Source organism: Pantoea sp. CFCC18177 (genome assembly GCF_059412425.1).
The window spans coordinates 1-25,236 of the sequence record NZ_JBNBPL010000017.1 but is presented as its reverse complement, the minus strand read 5'-3'; the positions used below and the strand labels follow the sequence as shown (position 1 = coordinate 25,236).

Below are 25,236 nucleotides of genomic sequence, written 5' to 3'. Positions count from 1 at the left end.
TTTGCGCAGGCGACCGGAGTGGACAACAATGCCGCCTCTGGTGCGCTGCTTTTCATTGAGCCATACATACACCAGCAAGAGAGAGGACACCGTCCATGGGGGAAGATCTTTGCCGTGTACAACAACCATTCAGTTCGAAAGCAAAAACAGTTAACAACCGGCACATCACTGTTAAATCATAGCTTGGGGCTGGCAGTTGCCAGGGGGGAAAGCAAAAAAATCTTCTCGGACGAGCAAAAAGGGGAAGCGGATCACTTGTCAGGCGCAATTTGCGTTAAGTTTTGCAACCTGGATTACAAAAAAGGCCGGGAAACCCCGGCCTGTCTGGTTTGTCGCTGCGCTTAGTCGATCAGCAAACGTAGCATGCGACGCAGCGGTTCAGCCGCGCCCCACAGCAACTGGTCACCCACGGTGAACGCGGAAAGGTATTCCGGCCCCATGTTCAGTTTACGCAGACGTCCTACTGGCGTGGTCAGCGTGCCGGTGACGGCCGCTGGCGTCAGCTCACGCATGGTGATCTCACGGTCGTTAGGCACCACTTTCACCCACTCGTTGTGGGAAGCCAACAGCTGTTCGATTTCGTTCAGCGGCACATCTTTTTTCAGCTTCAGGGTGAACGCCTGGCTGTGGCAGCGCAGCGCGCCCACACGGACACACAGACCATCGACCGGAATCACACTACTGGTACGCAGGATCTTGTTGGTTTCTGCCTGGCCTTTCCACTCTTCGCGGCTCTGGCCGTTATCCAGCTGTTTGTCGATCCACGGAATCAGGCTGCCCGCCAGCGGTACACCGAAGTTGTCGGTCGGCAAAGTGCCAGAACGGGTGAAATCAGTGACGCTGCGTTCGATATCCAGAATCGCGGAAGCCGGATCCTGCAGGGATTTCGCTACGTGGTCGTGCAGCATGCCCATTTGCGTCAGCAGTTCACGCATGTGACGCGCTCCGCCGCCGGATGCCGCCTGGTAAGTGGCCACAGACGCCCACTCGACCAAATCGTTGGCGAACAGGCCGCCCAATGACATCAGCATCAGGCTGACGGTGCAGTTGCCGCCAACGAAGGTTTTGATGCCGTTGTCGAGGCCCTGACAAATCACATTGTGGTTAACCGGATCGAGAATGATGATGGCGTCATCTTTCATGCGCAGCGTTGATGCTGCATCAATCCAGTAGCCCTGCCAGCCGCTTTCGCGCAGCTTAGGATAGACTTCACTGGTGTAGTCACCGCCCTGGCAGGTGATAATAATATCCAGCGCCTTCAGCGCCTCGATATCAAAAGCATCCTGCAGCGCACCGGTCGACTTACCGCCAAAGGTTGGCGCCGCCTGACCCAGCTGTGAGGTGGAGAAGAAGACCGGATTGATTACATCAAAATCACGTTCTTCACTCATGCGTGACATCAGCACAGAGCCGACCATGCCACGCCAACCAATAAAGCCTACATTCTTCATTTTCTGTCCGTCCGGGGCGTTTTCACTGTGCCCTTCGTGGTGCGAGGAAAGACCAGCCGGATTATCCAGTTGATCTGCGTAATAATCAGGTTTACCTGCGACCTCCAACTCTACAAAATGCAGGCTTTCTGGCAAGTGAATTAATTCGATTGCATCAACTTTTTCAGCAGTACAACTAATAATTCCGAATAAGAGTGGTTTTTAAAAATGACTGAGATGATATCCGCAACCATCTTGTTGCTGTTGATTATGGACCCGTTAGGTAACCTGCCGATCTTTATGTCGGTGCTTAAGCATCTGGAGCCCAAGCGCCGCCGCGTGGTACTGATGCGCGAAATGCTGATCGCGCTGATTCTGATGCTGCTGTTTTTATTCGCCGGTGAACGCATTCTGGCGTTCCTCAATTTGCGCACCGAGACGGTGTCGATCTCCGGCGGCATCATTTTGTTCCTGATCGCCATCCGCATGATTTTCCCCTCCGGTGAAACCAGCACCAGCGGATTACCCGCCGGAGAGGAACCGTTTCTGGTACCGCTGGCGATTCCGTTAGTGGCTGGGCCGTCGTTATTGGCCACCCTGATGCTGCTGTCGCATCAATATCCCAATCAGATGACCCATCTGGTGGGTGCGTTGATGATCGCCTGGGGAGTGACGGTGGTGATTTTGCTGCTGTCCGGCGTGTTTTTACGCCTGCTCGGTGACAAAGGTGTCAATGCGCTGGAACGCCTGATGGGGCTAATTCTGATTATGCTGGCAACGCAGATGTTTCTGGATGGGATACGCGCGTATCTCAAGCTGTAAGCCCCTCCCTGAACAGCGATGGCCCTTAATCAGGGCCACTCTTCGTCATAAATAATTCATGCAAACTGTCTGGCTTTAGGATTTATCCGCATAGAACCTGCTGACGCTTAGAGGGTTAAATAGTTCTAATTGTTGAAAAGGTCTCTGGCAAACAGGGAGTCATTTGTGGCGGATAATATCGACACCTACAAAGGTGAGGGAATATTCATTATTGTTGAACGGCTCTACAGCCGCGATTCCCCCAGCTGGCACGGTATTGGCACAGCGCTGATGCAAGTGCATCGAATGGTATATCAACTCTATCGTAAGCAAGATGTTTCATTGGAAGGCGAAAGAATTACGCCGGAAAGCGCTTCGCTGTGGCAACGCATTCAAATTCTTTCCGGTGCGCAATTAGTGCAGCAGAACTCGGCAGATAATATCACGCGTTTTGCGCTCGATTATGCCGGTTCACGTTTTATGGGCACACCGGTTTCGATTGGCGGACTTAAAACGAAAAAAATTCCGGATTTCCTTACCAAAGAATATACTTTGCCGACGCAAAGAATTATGGCTTATGGCCGAGATCCGATTCCAACGGTCACGCTGTATGGCCGACCGGATGCAAAGTTTGTCATGGGCAGCGGCGGTAAGGACGATCCGACGGCAGCAGCGAAATACAACGACAAGACTAAGCAGTTAAAATTGATCAATCCCAACAATGAACTGGCTGGCATGATGCGCCAGTTAACTTCCCTGCGAGCGATAAAATGAGAATTCCTGCTGCACATCTTGTGTTCGGCGCACTTTTTTTAATTTTCGGTTATCTCTCTTACAATGAAACCGTCAGTTTTTTTCTTAGCAACTTTGCGGGTACGGTTGCCGATATTCGTAGCGTATTAATTGCGCCACTCTTTACTGCGCTGTTCTATTTACTTTATTACATTGCCAGCAGTTTAACCTTTAAGAAATTATCACGTTTTGCAACCAATAAAGAAGTGGTGTTTCAGACTCTCTTTTTAATCGCTAATGTTTTTTTACTGCTGCTGTCCGCCAAATTTTTCTCGTGGAAAACCAGTAACGAATTAAATGGTGCCACCCAACTCATTGAACTGGATACGCAGCAAATTGCACTAACTTATGTGGTCGCCAGCTTGGCTGCGTTCATTTTATTTATAGTGATTCGTAAAAAATGGCGCTGATGTCGCTGTTTGAGATCATTAAGCGGGGTTTCCTGAATTCGTTCAATTATCGTGGACTGGAAACGCGTACACGGTATATCACTTTCGTGATGTTTCAGGTTGCATGGTTTTGCCTGTATTTGAAAGAGTTTGCCTCGCAGGATGCAGAGATTGGCTTTGTGCCGCTACTGCTGTTTATTTTGCCGACACTGTCATGCGGTAGCCGCAGGGTAAATGATGCGGGCTATTCGCGCGGCGTGTTTATGTTGCTGCTGATTGCGCCCTTCTTGTTGTTCCCTTTTCTTGCCTTCCCACCCTCCGTGCCGCGCCCATCGGCGGAGCAATGAAAGCGGGCGGCACGTTGGCCTCCCGCTTGCAGAGTTACTTTTTCTTCTTCTCAATCGGTTTACCCGACCAGTAACCGGCCAGCAGCGAACCTGACAGGTTGTGCCACACCGAGAACAGTGCGCCTGGCAAGGCCGCCAGCGGTGAGAAGTAGAGTTTGCCCAGCGTGGCCGCCAGACCGGAGTTCTGCATGCCGACTTCCAGCGCCAGCGTACGGCAAGTGGATTCGTCAAAGCCGAACAGCTTGCCGCCCCAATAGCCGCCCAGCAGACCAATGGCGTTATGCAGGATCACCGCGGCAATCACCACCAGACCCACGGAACCGATAAAGCCTTGAGAGCCTGCCACCACAGCGCTGATGATCAGCAAAATACAGATCATTGAGAACGCCGGCAGATACGGCTCAACGCGGCGCACCACGCTGTTCATGGAGTGGTGGATAATCAGGCCCAGACCAATTGGGATGACCACGATTTTAACGATACTGAGCAACATGCCCACCACATCCACCAGAATGTGCGTATCAACGTAGAAACGCGTCAGCAGCGGCGTGGCGAACACGCCCACCAGCGCTGAAACGGACGAGATGGTCACTGACAGTGCCACATCCCCTTTCGCCAGATAGATCATCACGTTGGATGCGGTGCCACTGGCGACGCTACCAACCAGAATCATACCGGCAGCCAGATCCGGTGGCATCTGGAACAGTTTTGCCAGACCCCAGGCCGCCAGCGGCATCACCAGATAGTGCAAAAATGTCCCGGCGATAACCGGTGCCGGACGTACCAGCACGCGTTTGAAATCGTCAATATTGAGAGTGACGCCCATGCCGAACATGATTAGCATCAGCAGATAAGTGACCCATGGACCAATACCGGTGAAGGTGCCAGGAGAGTAATACGCAGCGACCGAAAGCAGCACGGCCCAGAGCGGGAACAGACGAGTTAACATGCCGAGCATGAGGAGACTTCCTTAGATATTTTTTAATTTATTTCATATGCCACAGATGAATGCCGTGCGGGGAACGACCACAGCGACGGACGCAGGATCATAACATTTCATTATCGTGACGTAAGGCGGGAAGTCGCTGGCAGGATAAAATGCGGATCGTCTGCGGTCGATCCGCGATTTGTGGAGAAATTACTCTGCTTTTTCCAGTAAAACACGGTAGATCACACCACCGATTGCTGCACCGATGATGGGCATCAGCCAGAACATCCATAGCTGCTGTAGTGCCCAACCGCCCTGGAAAATCGCGACACCGGTACTCCGCGCCGGATTCACCGACGTATTGGTCACCGGAATACTCACCAGATGGATCAAGGTCAGCGCCAGACCAATGGCAATCGGTGCGAAACCTGCTGGCGCGCGCTTATCGGTTGCCCCCATGATGACCACCAGGAAAATGGCCGTCATCACCGTCTCACAAATCATCCCGGCATGCAGGCTAAAGCCACCCGGTGAGTGCTCGCCATAGCCGTTGGAAGCAAAACCGCTGGCTGCGGCATCGAATCCAGGCTTTCCACTGGCAATGACATAGAGCACGCCAGCGGCGGCCACGGCACCAATCAGCTGAGCAATGATGTAGGGGATAACCTGCGCTGCCGGGAAACGTCCGCCAAAAGTTAAACCAATGGTCACGGCGGGATTAAAGTGACCGCCCGAGATAGGGCCGACGGCAAACGCCATCACCAACACCGTCAAACCAAATGCCAGCGCTACGCCAGCAAAACCAATTCCTGTTTGCGGAAAGGTAGCCGCCAGTACCGCACTACCACAGCCACCTAAAACCAGAACAAATGTGCCTACCCCTTCAGCCACTAATCTTTGCATAGCCACTCCCTCAAAAATTTAATGTTTTCTCGATGGGACTATCATTCAGAGCGATTAAGGCGCAACCGCTGAATAGAATCGTAGTGCGATATGCAGACAATTCCAGTGCATAAACAGGGGGATAACGCTGATAATTAAAAGGTTATTAAGCAATAGTTGGTGCGGAAAACAGACTGCCGTTTGGCTTAAATAATTGTTTAACGATATTAATAAATAAAAAAGCCGGACCATGTCCGGCTTGATTTATTGCGCTAAAAATTTGCCTTAAGAACCAAAAAGATTCTTATGCAGTGCGCGCACCACTTCTTCCGCATCTGGCGTTGGCACCAGGAAGCACAGGTTATAGCTGCTTGCGCCGTAGCAAATCATGCGCAGGTTGAAGGGCTCAAGTGCGCCAAACACCTCTTTACCTACACCGCAGGCTTTCGACAGGTTGTTACCGATGATCGCCACCAGCGCCAGATTCTCTTCCACCTCTACACGGCACAGTGAAGAGAGTTCGGTCAACAGCGCTTGCGTCAGCAGACTCTCACCGGTGGTGGAAGATCCAGTGGTGTCCAGCGTCAGTGCCACGCTCACTTCGGAAGTGGTAACCAGATCAACCGAGATATTGTGGCGCGCCAGAATCGCAAACACTTCAGCCAGGAAGCCGTGTGCGTGCAGCATGTTCAGGCTGTGCAGCGTCATCAGCGTTTGCTTACGGCGCAATGCCAGTGCACGGAACAGCGGTGGGTTTTTGGTTTCGTTGCACACGCGTGTCCCACCCGCCGCTGGATCTTTACTTGAGCCAACAAATACCGGGATATCACTGCGCACCGCTGGCAGCAACGTCGCTGGGTGCAGTACCTTCGCGCCGAAGATGGCCATTTCAGCCGCTTCTTCAAAGGTGATCTCTTCAATACGCTTCGCGGTAGGCACCACGCGTGGGTCGGTGGTGTAGATACCGGCCACATCGGTCCAGATATCCACACGCGCCGCTTGCAACGCTTCACCCAGCAGTGCCGCTGTATAGTCGCTGCCGCCACGTCCCAGCGTGGTGGTGCGGCCTTTGCTTTCGCTGCCAATAAAGCCTTGGGTGATCACCAGCGCTTCGGCAACGCGTGGAGCCAGTTGTGCGGTGGTCAACTCTTTTAAGGTGGCGATTTCAGGTTCGGCACGACCGAAACGATCGCTGGTGCGCATCACTTTACGCACGTCAAACCACTCAGCATTCACCTGACGCTCACGCAGCACTTCGACAAACAGCAGCGTCGACATTAGCTCACCGTGGCTCACCAGTTCGTCGGTCAGTGCGTGTGAGGTCGCCAGAGCGGTGGCTTCCGCCAGCATCAGGATGTTTTCCAGCATGCGATCAATCTCCTGACGGATCACATCAGGCGACTGCAGACGATCAATGATGGCGTATTGGATGTTACGAATTTCATCCAGCAGGTGAGCACGCTGCTCCAGTTCCCGGCCTTCGGCCAAAGCAACCAGCAGGTTGGTCACGCCAGCAGATGCAGAGAGCACCACTAAACGGGTATTGGCATCAGACAGCACCACATCGGCACTGCGGTTCATAGCATCAAAATCGGCAACGCTGGTGCCGCCAAATTTCGCCACGATCAGAGTTTGAGACATGTAACGAACCTCGTGTCAGATTAGCTTTCTCCCGTTATCAGCAACGGAAGAGGTGATTTCAGCCTTGGCACAAGAGAAGAGCAGAATTGGACAGACAAGATCAGGAGATGAGTCACCAAAAGCACTTCACCTTGCGAAACGTCCGACTGCGGACGCTTCTGGTGACAACCCAGAGGATTCAGCCCCTGCAGCCGACAGCTCAACACACCGCGTGTTGTGCCATCTCGGCGTCACACCCCCTGATGTGTTCTCAAACGGATACGGTTCCTTGAACACACTGCCTGGGCGACGCGCCTCTTCTGGCTTGCACCCGGAGGTGCAAGTCGCGCGCACAAAATACTGATTAATTCTTCCGCTGTCCAGCCTTGTAGCAACGGGATGATTCTTTTTTAGATTTTCGCCAGCGCATCACTGAACAAACACCGATCGCGCTGCCCGCCTAAAGTAGTTAACGGTGCGAAAAATGCGGCCAGATCCTGATGCGGCACAGGGAATGTTTATGTCGCAAAAGCGACAATCTGCGCCGGATTTAACTGAAACAGTGCGGCCACAGTCACAAATTTTTTCCCTTCGATTGCAACTGTGGTCATACTGAAACCCGTTCGCGGTTGCGTATAAGCCACAAGATTAGCATGCCGGGCCAGCAGGACGCGCCCGGATGGAATGACGGTTCTTATTTCAACAAGAGTGTTGCCATGAAAAATATCAATCCGAAACAAACCGCAGCCTGGAAAGCGCTGCAGCAGCATTTTGATCAGATGAAATCGGTGCAAATCGCCGACCTGTTTGCACAGGATGCCGATCGTTTTGCGAAATTCTCTGCCACCTTCGATGATCAGATGCTGGTGGATTTCTCAAAAAACCGCATCACCCAGGAAACCCTCGATACCTTACAAGCGCTGGCCAAAGAGACCGATCTGGCGGGCGCGATCAAATCCATGTTCTCTGGTGAGAAAATCAACCGCACCGAAGATCGTGCCGTTCTGCATGTCGCCCTGCGTAACCGCAGCAACACGCCAATCTTGGTTGATGGCAAAGATGTGATGCCAGAAGTGAATGCCGTGCTGGCGAAGATGAAAGGCTTCTCTGGGCGCATCATCAGTGGCGAGTGGAAAGGCTATACCGGCAAAGCCATTACCGACGTAGTGAACATCGGTATCGGTGGTTCCGATCTCGGTCCGTTTATGGTGACGGAAGCGCTGCGTCCTTACAAAAACCACCTTAACATGCACTTTGTTTCCAACGTTGATGGCACCCACATCGCGGAGACACTGAAAGATCTCAGCCCGGAAACCACACTGTTCCTGGTGGCCTCAAAGACCTTCACCACCCAAGAAACCATGACCAACGCCCACAGCGCGCGTGACTGGTTCCTGAAAACGGCTGGCGACCAACAGCACGTGGCAAAACACTTTGCCGCGCTGTCCACCAACGGTAAAGCCGTCGGCGAATTCGGCATTGATACCAACAACATGTTCGAGTTCTGGGACTGGGTGGGTGGACGCTATTCACTGTGGTCAGCGATTGGTTTGTCGATCATCCTGTCAATCGGCTTTGAAAACTTCGAGCAGTTGCTGAGCGGTGCGCATGCGATGGATAACCACTTCGCCAACACCCCAGCCGAACAGAACCTGCCGGTGCTGCTGGCGCTGATTGGTATCTGGTACAACAACTTCTTTGGTGCGGAAACCGAAGCCATCCTGCCTTACGACCAGTACATGCACCGCTTCGCGGCGTACTTCCAGCAGGGCAATATGGAGTCCAACGGTAAGTATGTCGATCGTGAAGGCAATCCAGTGGACTATCAGACCGGCCCGATCATCTGGGGTGAGCCGGGCACCAATGGTCAGCATGCGTTCTACCAGCTGATTCATCAGGGCACCAAACTGATCCCTTGCGACTTTATCGCACCGGCACAGAGCCACAATGTGTTAACCGATCACCATCCTAAGCTGCTGTCGAACTTCTTCGCGCAGACCGAGGCACTGGCGTTCGGTAAATCCCGCGATGTGGTGGAGAAAGAGTTTACCGATGCCGGTAAATCTGCCGAATCAGTGGCACACATCGTGCCGTTCAAAGTCTTCGAGGGCAACCGCCCAACGAACTCCATCCTGTTGCGTGAAATCACACCATTCAGCCTGGGTTCACTGATTGCACTGTACGAGCACAAAATCTTCACCCAAGGCGCGATTCTCAATATCTTCACGTTTGACCAGTGGGGCGTTGAATTGGGCAAACAGCTGGCAAATCGCATTCTGCCAGAACTGGAAAATGACGCGACCATTAGCAGTCATGACAGCTCCACCAATGGCTTAATTAATCGCTATAAATCCTGGCGTTAATTTCCCTGCCAATCTGAATAAGGCGGCACTATAGCCGCCTTATTTCTGTCAAATATGCCATCACACGCCCATTTCTGTTAATTTCCGCACGCGATAGGGTTAGATAATTCTTAAAATGACCTAAGGAAAATCGGAAGTTTGCCAAACGCGCCTAAACGATACTCGATTTAAAATGGATCTAATTTAGCAAGATAAATAACTATCTTACTGATTGGTAGATAATTTATATTTACCCCCTCTCAGGAAAATCTGATTATTCTTATTCCGTGCCATTTTTTAATGAAAAAGTGAAAAATCCTGCCACGACTCTGGCAACCCCACGATTATTCCGTCAGCAGAAAAAACCTCATTTAAAAAAAGCAGCTATCGCCAATTCGCCTTATTTATCACCAGAAATGCCCATACTTTCCGCCCTCTTTTTCTGTCGCTGAACTCTGGTAATTTGTTGCCCTATACTGAACGCGCCCGAAATTGGGGTACATCCTTCATTCATTTTTAGATGCAGGAAATGTTGTTATGAAAAAACTGATGGTTGCCGGTGCAGCCTTACTTTACGTTGCCGTTTCTTCTGCTGCGATCGCTGCACCAGAGGAAGCCGGTGCCGCAGCGGGTGCACAGGCGGGAGCAATCTCGACCGGTGCAACCACCGCTGTGGGTATCGGCGCACTGGGTGCGTTGGTAGGGCTCGGCATCGCTGCTGCTGGCGGCGGTGACGGGGCAAATACCGGTACAACAACGACCACGACAACGAGCACTACTCGTTGATCTAGCACCTTTAAACATAACCACACAGCTGTGTGGTTATTTTTTGCCTGGTTTTATTTTTAACAGGGATATACACAGTGCGCCGACTTCCTCTGCTGCTGCTTTGCCTGCTGCTGCAGGCCTGTACACAAACGCAAAAAGGCCTGGAACAAACCGTCATGCTGGCCGTTAACGGCCCGGATGACGTCACCGTGACCGATGAACAGGTCGCCAGCCTCCCCTACGCCAGCTTGTATGCCCGAATTAATGAAGGACCGCGAATTTTCGTGGTGCTTGGCTATGACGAACAGGGCCAGCAGAAATGGGTTACCCAAGATAAAGCGATGCTGGTGATGCAGCATGGCCGGCTGGTGAAGACCTTAGGACTGGTGGATAACCTCGATGCGGTGAGTAATCTGGCGCAGGACCCGCTAGCCGACCCGCTGCATCTGCAAAATAACGCCAGCTGGACACGCGTGGTGCAATGGCGTGAGAAAGAAAACGTGCGCGCTGCCACGGCAGTCTCTCGCTTCCAGCGTGGTGACGATACGGTACTGAATGTTGCCGGTGAACGCGTGCCGTGCCGCGTATGGATCGAGACCGTTAGCATGGAGAGCCTGGGCGCGGAATGGCAGAACACTTTCTGGATCGATAACCGTGATGGCGCAGTATTGCAGTCACATCAAATGCTGGCGGCAGACGCCTTCCCTGTTGAAACCACCATTCTGAAGCCGGCGAAATCATGAAAATAACTCCTTCCTTGCTGGCCGCTGTGGCACTCCTTACGGCAGGCAGTGCGCTGGCTGATAGCCAGGTTACGGTGCATGGCCAGAACAACCTGCAGATTGATCATGCGCAGAATCTGGCGCAGCTGTTAACGAACCCGGCACTGCATAGCTGGTGGCCTGGTACGGTGATCGCAGAGCGCGGCGCAACCGCAGTGGCGCAGCAACAACAGAAGCAATTGCTGGAAGACTTACACCGTTGGCAAGCGGACAGTGGCGAAGCTTTAGCGGGCACCATCGGTGCGGTGATCCACCAGCTTAGTGCGCTACAGGTTACCGGGCGTCAGTTCACTTCGCTGGATCCTGACTGGGTGCGTCTGCGTCCTGAGGCTAACCGTACACTGCAGGGCAGCTATGACCTTTACACAGTGCCACAGCCAACGCAGGTGCTGGTGCTCGGCGCACTTGAAAATCCGGGTAAAGAGAGCTGGCAGCCGGGCCGCACCGTGCGCGACTACCTTGAGGGGCACGATCGCCTGTCGGGTGCTGAACGCAGTGTCGCCTCGGTGATTGCTCCGTCAGGTCAGATCCAGCAGGTGCCGATTGCCTACTGGAATCAACGCCACATTGAAGTCCAGCCTGGCAGCATCATCTGGCTGGGCTTTACCTCATGGAGCCTGCCGTGGGGCCAGGCTGATTTGAATGCGCGCATGCTTTCTCTTCTGACACAGCGGATTCCAGACTGATGAATAAACAAATACTTCTCAGCCTGTTGGCTGTTTCTGTCTCCGCGGCCTGCCAGGTGCATGCGGAAACCTGGCCTGAGCCTATTGGGCCATCACAATCGGATTTCGGCGGCGTCGGTTTGATGCAAACGCCGACGGCACGTATGGCGAAAGAGGGCGAATTCAGCCTCAACTTCCGCGATAACGATCAATATCGTTACTACTCTGCTTCGCTCCAGCTGTTTCCGTGGCTGGAAACCACCGTGCGTTACACCGATGTGCGTACCCGCCGTTACAGCGCGGTCGAGGGGTTCAGTGGCAACCAGAGTTATAAAGACAAAGCGTTCGATGTGAAGCTGCGCCTGTGGCAGGAGAGTTATTGGTTGCCAGAAGTCGCGGTGGGCTCGCGCGATTTGGGCGGCACCGGGCTGTTCGATAGCGAATATCTGGTGGCGACCAAAGCCTGGGGACCGTTTGATTTCACCATGGGCATCGGCTGGGGCTATTTGGGCAACAGTGGCAGCATTAAAAACCCGTTCTGTTCTTACAGCGACAGCTTCTGTACCCGCACCGGCGGAGGCACGGCGGGGGCGATTAATGGGTCTCAAATGTTCCACGGCCCGGCAGCGTTGTTCGGCGGCGTCGAGTATCAAACCCCATGGCAGCCGCTACGCCTGAAGCTGGAATATGAAGGCAACGATTATCAGGATGACTTTGCCGGGCGGCTTGAACAGCGCAGCAAGGTCAACGTCGGCGCGATTTATCGCCTGACTGACTGGGCAGATATCAACGCCAGCTATGAGCGTGGCAACACCTTTATGTTCGGGGTGACGGTACGCACCAACTTCAACGATCTGCATCAGTCGCACATTGACAGCGCCAAGCCTGACTATCACCCTCAGCCTCAGGGTGACCTGCTGCAGCCCACGGTGGTGGCCAACCAGCTGACCGATCTGAAGTACAACGCCGGGCTGAACGGCCCACGTATTCAGACCAAAGGCAGCACGCTGTACGTCTCTGGTGAGCAGACGAAATATCGTGATACGCGTGAAGGCGTCGATCGCGCGAACCGTATCATCATGAACAATCTGCCTGCCGGTATTGATACCATTGATGTCACCGAGTCGCGCTTCAATATGCCGCAGGTCACCACCCGGACGGATGTGGCCAGCTTGCATAATGAGCTGAGCGGTTACCCGTTGGGCCATGAACAACCCTTGCAGCAAACGCGTGAAAATCCAGTCGATCCCGGCGCAACCGAACAGGGCTTCTTCATTCGCAAAGATCGCCTCAATTACAATCTTGCTCCGGTGCTCAATCAATCCGTTGGCGGGCCCGAAAGCTTCTATATGTACCAACTGGGTGTGATGGGGAGCGTCGATTACGCGCTGACCAATCACTTGCTGGTGAGCGGCAGCCTGTTTGGCAACCTCGCCAACAACTATGACAAATTTAACTACAACGGCGCACCCGCAGATTCTACCCTGCCGCGCGTGCGTACCCATATTCGTGATTACGTCGAAAACAACGTTTACGTTAACGACCTGCAAGCGAACTACATGGGCTACCTCGGCAACGGTTTCTACGGCCAGGTGTACGGCGGTTATCTGGAGACCATGTACGGTGGCGTGGGCGGAGAAGTGCTTTACCGCCCGGTGGACAGCAACTGGGCATTCGGGGTTGATGCCAACTACGTGAAGCAGCGTGACTGGGACAACATGATGCAGTTCACGGACTACAAAGCCCCAACCGGGAATCTGACCGCATACTGGCGTCCATGGTTTATGCAGGATGTGTTGGTGAAAGCCAGCGTAGGGCAATATCTGGCGAAGGACAAAGGCGTCACGGTTGATGTGTCAAAACGCTTCGACAGCGGTGTGATGGTCGGCTTTTATGCCACCAAAACCAACGTCTCCGCAGCGGATTACGGCGAAGGCGATTTCACCAAAGGCTTCTATATTTCGATTCCAATGGATCTGTTTACCGTAACGCCAACCCGTGGTCGTGCGCAGGTGAATTGGGTACCGCTAACGCGTGATGGCGGCCAGATGCTGGGTCGTAAATATCAGCTGTATGACATGACGTCAGATCGGGATGCGCGATTTAATTAATCGTTTTAAATACGCGCGATGAAACGCGCCGCTACCGATGGCATGACATCCGTAGCGGCGCAATTTATGGCGCTATCGGCTCATCAATCCGCGTCGTAACCCAGATTCGGTGCCAACCAACGCTCAACTTCACTCACGCCCATCCCTTTACGCACCGCGTAATCTTCCACCTGGTCACGCTGAATCTGCGCCACAGCGAAATATTTGCTGTCAGGATGGCTGAAGTACCATCCGGATACCGCTGCACCCGGCCACATGGCAAAGGATTCGGTTAACTTCATGCCGGTGTGCGTTTCCACATCCAGCAGCTGCCAAATCTGTGCTTTTTCCGTGTGTTCCGGGCACGCCGGATAACCCGGTGCCGGACGAATCCCCTGATAATTCTCGCGAATCAGCTCTTCGTTACTGAGATTTTCATTGGCGGCAAAGCCCCAAATTACCTTGCGCACACGCTCATGCAGATACTCGGCAAAGGCTTCTGCTAAGCGGTCTGAAATCGCCTTCACCATGATTTTGTTGTAATCATCGTGCTGCTGCTCATAGGCTTCGGCCAGCGCATCCTCTTCCAGTCCGCCCGTGACCGCGAAGGCCCCGAGGTAGTCCGCTTTCCCGCTGGATTTCGGTGCCACAAAGTCCGCTAAGCAGTAGTTAGCAAAGTCGGTTTTCTCCGTTTGCTGGCGTAAATGATGGCTAACAATTTTCACCTTATCGCGGTTTTCATCGCTGTAGACTTCGATATCGTCGCCTACCCGGTTGGCTGGGAAGATCCCCACCACACCGCGTGGATGCAACGTGCCCGTTTCGCTCAACATATCCAGCATGGCATTGGCATCGGCAAACAAACGTTTGGCCTCTTCACCGACCACCTCATCCTCCAGGATGCGCGGATATTTACCCGCCAGCGACCAGGTCATAAAGAACGGCGTCCAGTCGATATAGTTACGCAGCGTGTCGATGCTGGCTTCCACCGCGCTGACACCCAAACGATGTGCCACCGGCGGCGTGTAGCTTTCCCAATCGATAGAATAATCGTTGTCCCGTGCGGTTTGCAGGCTGACCGGCGGCGTGCGCGGCTTCTTACGCGCGTGCTGAATACGCACCGTGTCGTACTCTTTGCGCGTGCGTGCCACAAACTCTTCTTTCAGGGTTTCGGAGAGTAGCGAGGAGACCACGCCAACGGTGCGCGAGGCGTTCTGCACATACACCGTTGGGCCACTGTAGTTCTGTTCAATCTTCACCGCCGTGTGTGCTTTCGAGGTGGTGGCGCCACCAATCAGCAGCGGGATGGTGAAGCCCTGACGCTCCATCTCTTTGGCCACGTTGACCATTTCATCCAGCGATGGGGTGATCAGACCGGAAAGCCCGATGATATCGGCGTTCTCGGCAATCGCGGTTTTAAGGATTTTGTCACTGGGCACCATCACGCCAAGATCGATGATTTCGTAGTTATTACACTGCAGCACCACGCCAACGATGTTTTTGCCGATGTCATGCACATCGCCCTTCACCGTCGCCAGCACGATTTTGCCGTTACTGCGCCCGGCTTCTTTACTGGCCTCGATATAAGGTTCGAGATAGGCCACTGCTTGCTTCATTACGCGCGCCGATTTCACCACCTGCGGCAGGAACATTTTTCCCTCGCCGAACAGATCACCGACCACGTTCATGCCGGACATCAGCGGTCCTTCAATCACCTCGATAGGACGTGCTGCGGCCTGACGCGCCTCTTCCGTATCCAGTTCGATAAATTCGGTGATGCCCTTCACCAGCGAGTATTCCAGACGTTTTACCACGTCCCAGCTGCGCCATTCCGCCTGCTGCTTCTCCTGCTCACCATCGCCTTTGCTGCTGCGATACTTCTCGGCCAGCTCCAGCAGACGTTCGGTCCCATCGTCGCGACGATTGAGAATCACGTCTTCTACTGCATCACGCAACTCGGCGGGTAAATCGTCATAGATCGCCAGTTGGCCGGCGTTGACGATACCCATGTCCATGCCGTTGCGAATCGCGTAATAGAGGAACACCGCGTGGATCGCCTCACGCACCGGGTCGTTGCCGCGGAACGAGAAGGATACGTTCGACACGCCACCCGAGATCATCGCATGCGGCAGTTCGCGTTTAATGTCTTCACAGGCACCGATGAAATCCATCGCATAGTTGTTATGCTCTTCAATGCCGGTGGCCACTGCGAAGATATTCGGGTCAAAAATGATGTCTTCTGGCGGGAAACCCACCTCTTCAGTCAGAATTTGGTAGGCGCGACGACAGATTTCGATTTTGCGTGCGCGGGTGTCGGCCTGGCCGACCTCATCGAACGCCATCACCACCATCGCGGCACCGTAACGACGCACTTTGCGCGCGTGCTCGATAAACGGCTCAATGCCCTCTTTCATCGAAATCGAGTTAACAATGCCTTTGCCCTGAATGCATTGCAGGCCTTTCTCGATCACCTCCCACTTAGAGGAGTCGATCATAATCGGCACGCGGGCAATATCCGGTTCACCGGCAATCAGGTTGAGGAAGCGCACCATCGCGGCTTCCGCATCCAGCATGCCTTCATCCATGTTGATATCAATAATCTGTGCGCCACTTTCCACCTGTTGACGCGCGACATCCAGCGCCTCGTTGTATTTCTCTTCTTTGATCAGACGCTTGAACTTGGCAGAACCGGTTACGTTGGTGCGTTCGCCCACGTTCACAAACAGGGAATCGGGGTAAATGTTCAGCGGCTCCAGGCCGGACAAACGGCAGGCCACGGGAATCTCTGGTAGTAAGCGTGGTGCCACCCCCTCCACCGCCGCTGCCATCGCTGCGATGTGTTCCGGCGTGGTGCCGCAGCAGCCACCGATAATATTCAGGAAGCCCGCGCGCGCCCATTCGCCAATCTGGTCAGCCATAGTAGCGGCATCGAGATCGTATTCCCCAAAGGCATTAGGCAAACCGGCGTTGGGATGTGCGGTGACATAGCCTTCCGCAATACGTGACAACTCCTGCACATACTGACGCAGTTCGTCTGGACCCAGCGCACAGTTGAGGCCGAAAGAGAGCGGCTCGGCGTGGCGCAGTGAGTTATAGAAACCTTCGGTGGTTTGGCCGGACAGCGTGCGACCAGACGCATCGGTGATGGTGCCGGAGATCATCAGCGGCAGGTTGACGCCCATCGCCTCCATCTCGACCTGCACGGCATAGATCGCCGCCTTGGCGTTCAGGGTATCGAACACTGTTTCAATCATGATGAGGTCGGAACCGCCCGCGATCAGCGCATGGGTGGATTCACGATAAGCCTCCACCAGCTGATTAAAGGTGACGTTACGGAAGGCGGGATCGTTCACATCCGGCGAAATAGAGCAGGTGCGGTTGGTCGGGCCTAACACCCCGGCGACGTAACGCGGGCGGTCGGGGGTTTTCGCCGTCCATGCATCCGCACTGGCACGGGCCAGTTTAGCGGCCTCGAGGTTGATCTCTGCCGACAGGGCTTCCATCTGGTAGTCGGCCATCGCGATGGTGGTGGAGTTAAAGGTGTTGGTTTCCAGAATGTCCGCGCCGGCGGCAAGGTAAGCATCATGGATTTCGCGGATCACCTCAGGTTTGGTTAACACCAACAGATCGTTGTTGCCTTTCAAATCTGAAGGCCAGTCGGCAAAGCGACTCCCACGGAAATCGGCTTCACTGAGTTTATAACTCTGGATCATGGTGCCCATGCCGCCATCCAGAATCATGATGCGTTGTGCCAACTGTTGATGCAGCCTTGCTATTTTCTCGCTCACTCTTGCCCCGTCCACGTCATTGCGTTGGCTAATATGCCCGCCAAACATACTGGCATAACTTTCTGATGAGCAAAAGTCAGTACAGGTGAGACATTTTCAGCGCGAAAGCATCACACATCCGACCAGTAAGCCAGCGTTTGCATTCACCCGTTTAAAAACGAAAATGGTTTCCAGCATTGATGCGACAGTGGAGACCTTATGGCTACCCCAGTACCAGCGAAGCGTGGTAAGAAACCGCGTGCCGCCACAACCACCAGCGCGCCAGCCGGTGGGCAAGTCCAGTCACTGACGCGTGGTTTGCGTTTACTTGAACTGATTGCCGAATCGCATGGCAGCGTGGCTCTGACCGAGCTGGCGCAGCAGGCGGGATTACCTAATTCAACCACTCATCGCCTGCTCTCAACCATGCAACAGCAAGGATTTGTGAATCAGGTTGGGGATCTGGGGTTCTGGACGATTGGCTCCCATGCTTTCGTGGTCGGCAGCAGTTTCCTGCAAAGCCGTAATCTGCTGGCGATTGTGCATCCGGTATTACGCAAGTTGATGGAAGATGCCGGAGAAACCGTCAATCTGGCGGTGCTGGATCTCAGCGATTATCAGGCAGTGATTGTCGATCAGGTGCAGTGTACGCAACTGATGCGCATGTCAGCGCCGATTGGCGGTAAGTTGCCAATGCATGCGTCGGGCGCGGGCAAAGCCTTTTTGGCTCATCTCAGCGACGAGCAAGTCACCGCACTCTTGCATCAAAAAGGGCTGCATCACTACACGCCGAAAACATTGATGTCGCCGCACAGCCTGAAAGAGAACCTGGCGTTGATCCGCAAAATGGGCTTTTCCCACGATGATGAAGAGCACGCGTTGGGCCTGCGCTGCGTGGCCGCACCGATTTATGACGAACACGGTGAGCCGTTCGCCGCAATCTCTATTTCCGGCCCGATAGCACGTATGACGGACGATCGCATCACCGAACTGGGTGCGTTGGTGATCCGTGCCGCCAAACAGGTTACGCAGACCTATTCTGGCCGTTAAGCGGCCACCGTGGCGAACCGCGTGCTGAAGCTTTGCGAGGCGCGCCACGCAATCACCTCTTCAATATGCCCTTCCCCGATGCGCGTTTGCAGCGCGCGCCACCAGCGGGGATCAAACAACTGTGGATGCAGTGCTTGCAGTAATTTTCCGGTGCTCGGCTCGCTACAGAGTGCATAGCGGAAGGTTTCTGGGAACACATCATCCGGCCCGACGCTGTACCAGGGTTCAGCCTGTAACTCATCCTCCTCGTAGCGCGCAGCTGGCACATCGCGGAACTGCAATTCTGTCATCGGCCGAATTTCGTCGTAGTCGTAAAACACCACCCGACCATGGCGCGTCATGCCGAAGTTTTTAAACAGCATGTCGCCGGGGAAAATATTGGCTGCCGCCAGCTGGCGAATCGCATCACCGTACTCACCAATCGCATGTTGACGCTGCTCGGCTGTCGCCTGTGCCAGCCATAGATTGAGCGGCTCCATACGACGTTCCAGCCACAAATGGCGGATGATCAGCACATCACCCCGCCGCTCAATTTTCTCCGGGATATCGCGCTCAAATTCCACCATCAACGTGTGTGGAATGCGTGCCAGCGGTATGGCGAAGTGCTCGAACTCTTGCGTATCCGCCATGCGCCCGACACGGTCGTGCTCTTTGACCATGCGATAACAGTCGCGCACCTGCGCATCCGTGACCTCTTTTTGTGGCGCAAAGCGGTCTTTAATCACTTTGAAAACGCGGTCAAAACCTGGCAGCGTAAACACCAGCATCACCATGCCGCGAATACCGGGTGCGATGGTGAAATCCTCGTGGCTGTGAGCCAGATAATCCAGGTACTCGCGGTAACACTCGGTTTTACCGTGCTTTTGGCAGCCAATCGCCATATATCGCTCAGCGATGGTTTTACTGGGCAGAATCGGTTGCAGCCAGGCCACCAACGCCGCAGGCACCGGGGCGTACACCATGAAGTAAGCACGAGCAAAACCAAACACGATGCTGGCATCATCACTGTCGGTTAAGCAGGTGTCGATCCACAAGCGACCGGCCTCATCGCGTTGGATCGGCAACAGGCAAGGCACCATGCCATCACTAAACTGCAAGCGGGCGACAATCCATGCCGTTTTATTGCGATAAAACAGCTCACTGGCAACATCCAGCGTGGCGGTTGCTAACTGGGCTGGCGAGAACTGCTCGTGCAGATGACGGACAATCCAGCCGATATCACGGGTGAGATCCTGCCAGGGTAAGCGCAGGGGAATGTCATTCAGCACCTGCCGCAGTAATTCATGCCAGCTGCCTTGTGGGCGATAAAGCCGTGACAGCGGACGCTGTGCCACCGGCGCTGACGCATAGGGTTGCGAGGGAAAGATAAACAACCGGTTGGGATCGAGATGGCTGTGGCCTTGCAGACGGCAGTAGACCGAATTAAAAAAGCTTTCGGCAATTTCGTGGCGCGGATAGCCAGGCAAAAGCGTCTCATAGTGACTTTTCACCCGCAGCCAAAAAGCGTCATCCCAGTTCGACACATCATTGAGAATACGCAACTGGTTTGCAACCAATCCCACATGGTGATCATAAAGGTGGATACGCGCTTTCATCGCCTGCTGCACGGCATGCCAGTCAGCCTGTTCAAAGCGCTGCTGAGCTCCTGCGGTAATGTCCAGAAAGCGGCCATACTGCGCATCAAAGCCTTGCAGGATGGTATGGGCGATCAGAGATTCTCTCGGTGTCATCGACGACGCTCCTGCAAAGTGAGCCCATCCATGGGCGGAGGTGAGGCACTTAGAACTGCGCGGCTTCCGTGGAACCGGTCAATGCGGTGACGGATGACTGGCCGCCCTGAATGACGTTGGTGACGCGGTCAAAGTAACCGGTGCCCACTTCCTGTTGATGTGAGGAGAAGGTGTACCCTTTTTCACGTGCGGCGAACTCGGGTTGCTGCACTTTCTCAACGTAATGCCGCATCCCTTCACCCTGCGCATAAGCATGTGCCAGGTCGAACATGTTGAACCACATGCTGTGAATACCGGCCAGCGTAATGAACTGGAAGCGATAACCCATGTCGCTCAATGCCTGCTGGAAACGGGCGATGGTGCGGTCGTCGAGATTCTTCTTCCAGTTAAACGATGGCGAGCAGTTGTAGGCCAGTAATTTGCCCGGATACTGCGCGTGAATCGCATCGGCAAATCGCTGTGCCAGCTCCAGATCCGGCGTCGAGGTTTCACACCACAGCACGTCAGCATAAGGTGCATAAGATAAGCCGCGGCTGATCGCCTGTTCAATGCCGGCTCTCGTGCGGAAGAAGCCTTCAGAGGTACGTTGCCCGGTGATAAAGGGCGCATCACGCTCATCGCAATCGGAGGTGATGAGGTCAGCCGCATCCGCATCGGTGCGCGCCAGCAGTATGGTCGGCACCCCCATCACGTCGGCAGCCAAGCGCGCGGCCACCAGTTTCTGGATCGCCTCCTGCGTGGGTACCAATACCTTGCCGCCCATATGACCGCACTTCTTCACCGACGCCAGTTGATCTTCAAAGTGCACGGCGCCCGCACCGGCCTGAATCATCGACTTCATCAGCTCAAAGGCATTGAGCACGCCACCAAAGCCCGCTTCCGCATCGGCCACAATCGGCAGGAAATAATCGATAAATCCGTCATCTTCCGGTGAGATACCGTTAGCCCACTGAATCTGGTCAGCACGCTGGAAACTTTGGTTGATGCGCTCAACCACGTTCGGCACCGAGTTCGCCGGATAGAGCGATTGATCGGGATACATCTGCCCGGCCATATTCGCGTCTGCCGCCACTTGCCAGCCCGAAAGGTAGATCGCCTCAATGCCTGCTTTTGCTTGCTGTATCGCCTGACCGCCAGTTAGAGCGCCCAGACTATTGATATAACCTTTAGTGGATTCACCGTTAAGCAGTGACCACAGCTTCGTTGCACCGCGCTCTGCCAGCGTACATGCCGGATTCACCGAACCCCGTAAGTTGATAACATCTTCCGCGCTGTAGGGGCGCGTTATCCCCTCCCAGCGCGCGTCGTTCCAGCTCGATTCCAGTTGTTTAATCTGTTGGTTACGATTCATAGCGTTATCTCCAGGTTCAAGGCAGCAGGCGGTAGCCCGGCAGAGTAAGGAAAGAAACTAATTCGTCAGCGGTGGTGATTTGTGCCATCAACGCAGCGGCATCTGCAAAGCGCCCCTGGCGGAAGCGCTCCTCACCGAGGGTGTGCTGCAATGCCTGCAACTCTTCGTCCAGCAGTTGCTCAAACAATGCAGTGGTCACCAGTTGGCCATCACTGAGAATCTGTTTGTGGTGGATCCATTGCCAGATTGAGGTTCGGGCGATTTCCGCCGTGGCCGCATCCTCCATCAATCCGTCAATGGGTACGCAGCCATTGCCACCAATCCAGGCTTCAAGGTATTGCAGTGCCACACGAATGTTGGCGCGCATACCAGCCTCAGTACGCTGGCCACGGCAAGGGCGCAGCAGCCGTTCGGCGGTGATGGGGCCATCCTGATCGCGACTGACAGACAATTGATTGGGTTGATCACCGAGCTGACGGTCAAATACCGCCATCGCGATATCCGCCAGGCCTGGATGCGCCACCCAGGTGCCATCGTGACCGTTACCCGCTTCGCGCGCTTTGTCTTCCTGCACCTTCTGCATCACCCACGCATTACGTTCCGCATCTTTGCTTGGGATCAGGGCTGACATCCCGCCCATCGCCAATGCACCTCGGCGGTGGCAGGTTTTGATCAGCAGGCGCGAGTACGCATCAAGGAAAGGCTGATCCATGCTGATTTGTTGGCGATCTGGCAGGATGCGATCGCCGTGCTGAGCCAGCGTTTTGATGTAGCTAAAGATGTAATCCCAGCGACCACAGTTCAGGCCGACGACGTGATCGCGCAGTTCCCACAGGATCTCATCCATCTGGAACACGGCTGGCAGCGTTTCGATTAATACCGTGGCTTTGATGGTGCCTCGTGGCAGATCGAAGCGATCTTCGCTGAAGCGGAAGATCTCACGCCACCATGCCACTTCTGCTGCATGCTCGGTTTTTGGCAGGTAGAACCAAGGGGCATGGCCTTTTTCCAGCAGCGCATCAACGTTGTGGAACAGATAGAGCGCAAAATCGAATAGCCCGCCTGGAATAGCACGATCGCGCCATTCAACATGCTTTTCACTTAAATGCAGACCGCGCACCCTGCACATCAACAGCGCGGGATCGGATTTCAGTTGATAGATCTTGCCGGCTTCACTGGTGAAACTCAGCGTGCCATTCACCGCATCACGCAGTGTCAGCTGACCTTCCATCAATTTCTGCCATGTCGGTGCCAGCGAATCTTCGAAGTCGGCCATGAAGACGTTGACGTTGGCATTCAGCGCATTGATCACCATCTTGCGATCCGGTGGCCCGGTGATCTCCACGCGGCGATCGCGTAGCAGTTGAGGGATAGGTCTGACCTGCCACTCACTTTCACGAATGGAAGTCGTTTCCGAATCGAAGTCTGGCAACGCTCCTTGGTCATAACGTTGCTGACGCTGCAGGCGTGCTTTCAGCAGACGTTCACGTTCCGGTGCAAAACGCGCGACCAGCGTGTGCAGGAAATCGATGGCTTCCGGGGTAAGCAGCTGCTTTTCCGCGTGAGTAAAGGGCTGATTGAAAGTCAGCGTGTTGTGGATTACTGAGTCTGTCATGCGGGCTGCTCCTGTTTTGATCCGTCTCCGGGCGATCGGATCCGGGTGTAGGGTGTTTTATAACCGGCAAGATCAAAGCATAATGATTTTTATTTTGTTTTCAAAAACTATTTCCATTTTTAAATTTATATGAATTCATCATATTGATTAATATGTAATTTAATCTCTCAAATTAAAGGCAATAAATTCCAGTTTCTGAATGACAGGCAAAAAAAAGCCGCGCTAGCACCAGGCTGTCGCGGCAGGATCGTTTGAGAATGTGTTCGCAGGTCTATTCGAGCGTCGGGTTCATATGACGCAGATCGAAAGGTGTAATCTGGTATACGTAGTAGTTCAACCAGTTAGAGAACAGCAGATTGCCATGGCTGCGCCAGGTGGCACGTGGCGGCAATTCAGGGTTGTTTTGCGGGAAGTAATTAAAGGGCACTTCCGGGTGCAAGCCAGCATCGTAATCGCGATGGTATTCGCCAGAGAGCGTCAGGGCATCGTACTCCGGATGGCCAGTCACGAACGCCAGACGCTTGTCTTTGCTCGCCATCAGATAGGCGCCTGTGGTCTCTGATTCCGCGAACAACTCCAGATCGGTGTAATCACGAATTAACTGGCTGGGGAAATCGGCATAGCGTGAATGTGGCGCGAGGAAATTGTCGTCAAATCCACGGGTTAACAATGCGTGTGGGTGCAGAATCTGATGCTCGTAGACACCAGAAAGCTTGTTCTGACGCGTCTGTTTTGGAATGCCATACAGAATGTTCAGCGCCGCCTGTACAGCCCAGCAGACAAATAGCGTTGAGGTTACGTGTTCTTTTGCCCAATGCAGCACACGCTGAATCTGTGGCCAGTATGCCACATCATTGAAATCCACCAATCCCAGCGGTGCACCCGTCACAATCAATCCATCGAAGTTGTCGTGCTCGATGTCTTCAAAATTGCAGTAGAAGTTATTCAGATGCTCGCTCGGGGTATTGCGTGACTCTCGGCTATCGATGCGCAGCAGCTGTACATCAATTTGCAATGGCGAGTTGGAAAGCAGCCGTAAGAACTGATTTTCCGTTTCGATTTTCTTCGGCATCAGGTTAAGGATCAGCACTTTGAGCGGACGAATCTCCTGAACACTGGCACGCGATGAGGCCATGACAAAGACGTTCTCATTGCGTAAAAAATTCACTGCCGGCAATTCGTCGGGGACCCTGATTGGCATGATCTACTTACCTCTTACTTTTATAACCGTATAAACGTTTAGACATCCAGATGCCCGAGGTTAGCCTGGCATTAGGTGAATGTCGAGTCTTCATGCAGTTTATGAAAATGTTTCAGCTTAAAGCGAGATTTAAGAGGTGAATACGGCACTTTGCCCCGCATTTTGACCAAGTGGGTGCTGATCTTTATGCTTATTTTGCATATGTAGGAGGAGTACTGGAGGAGATTTAGCCACTGGTATTGGGGCTTTTAGGCTGGTTTGATCTTTTTCGTATCGAATTTAGTCTGCTTTCAGCGATCTGCAGACGTAAAAAAGCCCTGAACTACTGTTCAGGGCTTTTTCACTTGTTTGATGCCTGGCAGTTCCCTACTCTCGCATGGGGAGACCCCACACTACCATCGGCGCTACGGCGTTTCACTTCTGAGTTCGGCATGGGGTCAGGTGGGACCACCGCGCTAAAGCCGCCAGGCAAATCTTGGTGTTCTGTCCTGTGTCTTTTGCACTGCTGCTGCGTTGGCTGCGTTCGCGCTGCTCAGTCACATACTGATGTATGCTCCTTCACATCGTCTCGCTTGCCGCCTTGCCTCAGCGCAAAATCCTTCGGACTCATGTCCGCAGAACAAAACTAAATCTTTAATCCGGTGAACTAAGCTGAAAATCTACTTTTGCGTCTTCTCAAAAACGCC

At 53.8% G+C, this 25,236-nt stretch carries 20 protein-coding genes, 1 rRNA gene and 1 riboswitch; of the genes, 11 read left to right on the top strand and 10 right to left on the bottom strand.

Going from position 1 to position 25,236, the window contains the following annotated elements:
• Positions 1-18 precede the first annotated feature (18 nt).
• The gene (locus ACPUC8_RS17025; RefSeq protein ID WP_494926875.1) at positions 19-345 is read left to right on the top strand and encodes a hypothetical protein; all 327 of its coding nucleotides are present in this window, start codon (positions 19-21) and stop codon (positions 343-345) included.
• On the opposite strand, the gene asd is transcribed toward ACPUC8_RS17025, so the two are convergent.
• Positions 342-1,451 carry an aspartate-semialdehyde dehydrogenase gene (gene asd, locus ACPUC8_RS17020; protein WP_494926874.1) on the bottom strand — a complete coding sequence of 370 codons (1,110 nt, stop codon included), beginning with the start codon at positions 1,449-1,451 and terminating at the stop codon, positions 342-344. The genes ACPUC8_RS17025 and asd overlap by 4 nt on opposite strands.
• Before the next feature lie 207 nt (positions 1,452-1,658).
• Here asd and ACPUC8_RS17015 point away from each other — a divergent pair, with 207 nt between their 5' ends.
• The 4 genes from ACPUC8_RS17015 to ACPUC8_RS17000 all read left to right on the top strand — a co-directional run bounded on the left by ACPUC8_RS17015 (position 1,659) and on the right by ACPUC8_RS17000 (position 3,759).
• The gene (locus ACPUC8_RS17015) at positions 1,659-2,252 is read left to right on the top strand and encodes a YhgN family NAAT transporter (protein ID WP_039333975.1); all 594 of its coding nucleotides are present in this window, start codon (positions 1,659-1,661) and stop codon (positions 2,250-2,252) included.
• 165 nt (positions 2,253-2,417) lie between these two features.
• Complete coding sequence (locus ACPUC8_RS17010) at positions 2,418-3,005, top strand: hypothetical protein (protein WP_039333977.1); 588 nt, start codon at positions 2,418-2,420, stop codon at positions 3,003-3,005.
• The gene (locus tag ACPUC8_RS17005) at positions 3,002-3,433 is read left to right on the top strand and encodes a hypothetical protein (RefSeq protein WP_494926873.1); all 432 of its coding nucleotides are present in this window, start codon (positions 3,002-3,004) and stop codon (positions 3,431-3,433) included. Before ACPUC8_RS17010 ends, ACPUC8_RS17005 begins: the two co-directional genes overlap by 4 nt.
• Positions 3,433-3,759, top strand: coding sequence for a DUF805 domain-containing protein (locus ACPUC8_RS17000; protein ID WP_324609325.1), 327 nt, complete (start codon positions 3,433-3,435; stop codon positions 3,757-3,759). Before ACPUC8_RS17005 ends, ACPUC8_RS17000 begins: the two co-directional genes overlap by 1 nt.
• A gap of 34 nt (positions 3,760-3,793) precedes the next feature.
• On the opposite strand, the gene panS is transcribed toward ACPUC8_RS17000, so the two are convergent.
• The 3 genes from panS to lysC all read right to left on the bottom strand — a co-directional run bounded on the left by panS (position 3,794) and on the right by lysC (position 7,210).
• On the bottom strand, positions 3,794-4,717 hold the full coding sequence (gene panS / locus ACPUC8_RS16995; RefSeq protein ID WP_494926872.1) for a ketopantoate/pantoate/pantothenate transporter PanS: 924 nt from the start codon (positions 4,715-4,717) through the stop codon (positions 3,794-3,796).
• Between the two features lie 180 nt (positions 4,718-4,897).
• Positions 4,898-5,590 carry an aquaporin Z gene (gene aqpZ, locus ACPUC8_RS16990; protein WP_494926871.1) on the bottom strand — a complete coding sequence of 231 codons (693 nt, stop codon included), beginning with the start codon at positions 5,588-5,590 and terminating at the stop codon, positions 4,898-4,900.
• A gap of 264 nt (positions 5,591-5,854) precedes the next feature.
• Complete coding sequence (gene lysC / locus ACPUC8_RS16985; protein WP_039333987.1) at positions 5,855-7,210, bottom strand: lysine-sensitive aspartokinase 3; 1,356 nt, start codon at positions 7,208-7,210, stop codon at positions 5,855-5,857.
• 111 nt (positions 7,211-7,321) lie between these two features.
• Positions 7,322-7,517: riboswitch (Lysine riboswitch) on the bottom strand.
• Positions 7,518-7,905: 388 nt separating this feature from the next.
• On the opposite strand from lysC, the gene pgi reads away from it, so the two are divergent.
• The 5 genes from pgi (at position 7,906) to ACPUC8_RS16960 (ending at position 13,857) form a co-directional block, all read left to right on the top strand.
• A complete protein-coding gene (gene pgi / locus ACPUC8_RS16980) occupies positions 7,906-9,552 on the top strand; it encodes a glucose-6-phosphate isomerase (protein WP_494926870.1) in 1,647 nt (548 codons plus the stop codon).
• A gap of 516 nt (positions 9,553-10,068) precedes the next feature.
• Complete coding sequence (yjbE, locus tag ACPUC8_RS16975; protein ID WP_034827112.1) at positions 10,069-10,317, top strand: exopolysaccharide production protein YjbE; 249 nt, start codon at positions 10,069-10,071, stop codon at positions 10,315-10,317.
• A gap of 77 nt (positions 10,318-10,394) precedes the next feature.
• The gene (locus tag ACPUC8_RS16970) at positions 10,395-11,042 is read left to right on the top strand and encodes a YjbF family lipoprotein (RefSeq protein WP_039333988.1); all 648 of its coding nucleotides are present in this window, start codon (positions 10,395-10,397) and stop codon (positions 11,040-11,042) included.
• Entirely contained in the window at positions 11,039-11,767 is a 729-nt protein-coding gene (locus tag ACPUC8_RS16965; RefSeq protein ID WP_494926869.1) for a capsule biosynthesis GfcC family protein, read from the top strand. Before ACPUC8_RS16970 ends, ACPUC8_RS16965 begins: the two co-directional genes overlap by 4 nt.
• Positions 11,767-13,857, top strand: coding sequence for a YjbH domain-containing protein (locus ACPUC8_RS16960; RefSeq protein WP_494926868.1), 2,091 nt, complete (start codon positions 11,767-11,769; stop codon positions 13,855-13,857). The genes ACPUC8_RS16965 and ACPUC8_RS16960 overlap by 1 nt, the downstream gene beginning before the upstream one ends.
• Positions 13,858-13,940: 83 nt before the next feature.
• Here the strand turns inward: ACPUC8_RS16960 and metH are convergent, their stop codons facing one another.
• Positions 13,941-17,672 carry a methionine synthase gene (gene metH, locus ACPUC8_RS16955; protein ID WP_494926867.1) on the bottom strand — a complete coding sequence of 1,244 codons (3,732 nt, stop codon included), beginning with the start codon at positions 17,670-17,672 and terminating at the stop codon, positions 13,941-13,943.
• 150 nt (positions 17,673-17,822) lie between these two features.
• Between metH and iclR the strand changes: the two genes are divergently transcribed.
• Positions 17,823-18,653, top strand: coding sequence for a glyoxylate bypass operon transcriptional repressor IclR (iclR, locus tag ACPUC8_RS16950; RefSeq protein ID WP_058973919.1), 831 nt, complete (start codon positions 17,823-17,825; stop codon positions 18,651-18,653).
• Here iclR and aceK read toward each other — a convergent pair.
• The 5 genes from aceK to rrf all read right to left on the bottom strand — a co-directional run bounded on the left by aceK (position 18,650) and on the right by rrf (position 25,019).
• Positions 18,650-20,383: a bifunctional isocitrate dehydrogenase kinase/phosphatase gene (gene aceK, locus ACPUC8_RS16945; RefSeq protein WP_494926866.1), complete on the bottom strand. Its 1,734-nt coding sequence runs from the start codon at positions 20,381-20,383 to the stop codon at positions 18,650-18,652. The genes iclR and aceK overlap by 4 nt on opposite strands.
• A gap of 49 nt (positions 20,384-20,432) precedes the next feature.
• The gene (gene aceA / locus ACPUC8_RS16940; RefSeq protein WP_494926865.1) at positions 20,433-21,734 is read right to left on the bottom strand and encodes an isocitrate lyase; all 1,302 of its coding nucleotides are present in this window, start codon (positions 21,732-21,734) and stop codon (positions 20,433-20,435) included.
• 16 nt (positions 21,735-21,750) lie between these two features.
• Positions 21,751-23,349 carry a malate synthase A gene (gene aceB / locus ACPUC8_RS16935; protein WP_494926864.1) on the bottom strand — a complete coding sequence of 533 codons (1,599 nt, stop codon included), beginning with the start codon at positions 23,347-23,349 and terminating at the stop codon, positions 21,751-21,753.
• A gap of 271 nt (positions 23,350-23,620) precedes the next feature.
• Positions 23,621-24,550, bottom strand: a complete 930-nt coding sequence (gene metA, locus ACPUC8_RS16930) for a homoserine O-acetyltransferase MetA (protein WP_039334212.1) — start codon at positions 24,548-24,550, stop codon at positions 23,621-23,623.
• A 353-nt stretch (positions 24,551-24,903) separates the two neighbouring features.
• A 5S ribosomal RNA gene (gene rrf, locus ACPUC8_RS16925) occupies positions 24,904-25,019 on the bottom strand.
• Between the last annotated feature and the right edge of the window lie 217 nt (positions 25,020-25,236).

Coding starts and splice junctions, on each gene's coding strand:
- asd (WP_494926874.1), bottom strand. CDS start 1,451: ATGAAGAATGTAGGCTTTATTGGTTGGCGTGGCATGGTCGGCTCTGTG.
- ACPUC8_RS17015 (WP_039333975.1), top strand. CDS start 1,659: ATGACTGAGATGATATCCGCAACCATCTTGTTGCTGTTGATTATGGAC.
- ACPUC8_RS17005 (WP_494926873.1), top strand. CDS start 3,002: ATGAGAATTCCTGCTGCACATCTTGTGTTCGGCGCACTTTTTTTAATT.
- ACPUC8_RS17000 (WP_324609325.1), top strand. CDS start 3,433: ATGTCGCTGTTTGAGATCATTAAGCGGGGTTTCCTGAATTCGTTCAAT.
- panS (WP_494926872.1), bottom strand. CDS start 4,717: ATGCTCGGCATGTTAACTCGTCTGTTCCCGCTCTGGGCCGTGCTGCTT.
- aqpZ (WP_494926871.1), bottom strand. CDS start 5,590: ATGCAAAGATTAGTGGCTGAAGGGGTAGGCACATTTGTTCTGGTTTTA.
- lysC (WP_039333987.1), bottom strand. CDS start 7,210: ATGTCTCAAACTCTGATCGTGGCGAAATTTGGCGGCACCAGCGTTGCC.
- pgi (WP_494926870.1), top strand. CDS start 7,906: ATGAAAAATATCAATCCGAAACAAACCGCAGCCTGGAAAGCGCTGCAG.
- yjbE (WP_034827112.1), top strand. CDS start 10,069: ATGAAAAAACTGATGGTTGCCGGTGCAGCCTTACTTTACGTTGCCGTT.
- ACPUC8_RS16965 (WP_494926869.1), top strand. CDS start 11,039: ATGAAAATAACTCCTTCCTTGCTGGCCGCTGTGGCACTCCTTACGGCA.
- ACPUC8_RS16960 (WP_494926868.1), top strand. CDS start 11,767: ATGAATAAACAAATACTTCTCAGCCTGTTGGCTGTTTCTGTCTCCGCG.
- metH (WP_494926867.1), bottom strand. CDS start 17,672: ATGTTTGGCGGGCATATTAGCCAACGCAATGACGTGGACGGGGCAAGA.
- iclR (WP_058973919.1), top strand. CDS start 17,823: ATGGCTACCCCAGTACCAGCGAAGCGTGGTAAGAAACCGCGTGCCGCC.
- aceK (WP_494926866.1), bottom strand. CDS start 20,383: ATGACACCGAGAGAATCTCTGATCGCCCATACCATCCTGCAAGGCTTT.
- aceA (WP_494926865.1), bottom strand. CDS start 21,734: ATGAATCGTAACCAACAGATTAAACAACTGGAATCGAGCTGGAACGAC.
- aceB (WP_494926864.1), bottom strand. CDS start 23,349: ATGACAGACTCAGTAATCCACAACACGCTGACTTTCAATCAGCCCTTT.
- metA (WP_039334212.1), bottom strand. CDS start 24,550: ATGCCAATCAGGGTCCCCGACGAATTGCCGGCAGTGAATTTTTTACGC.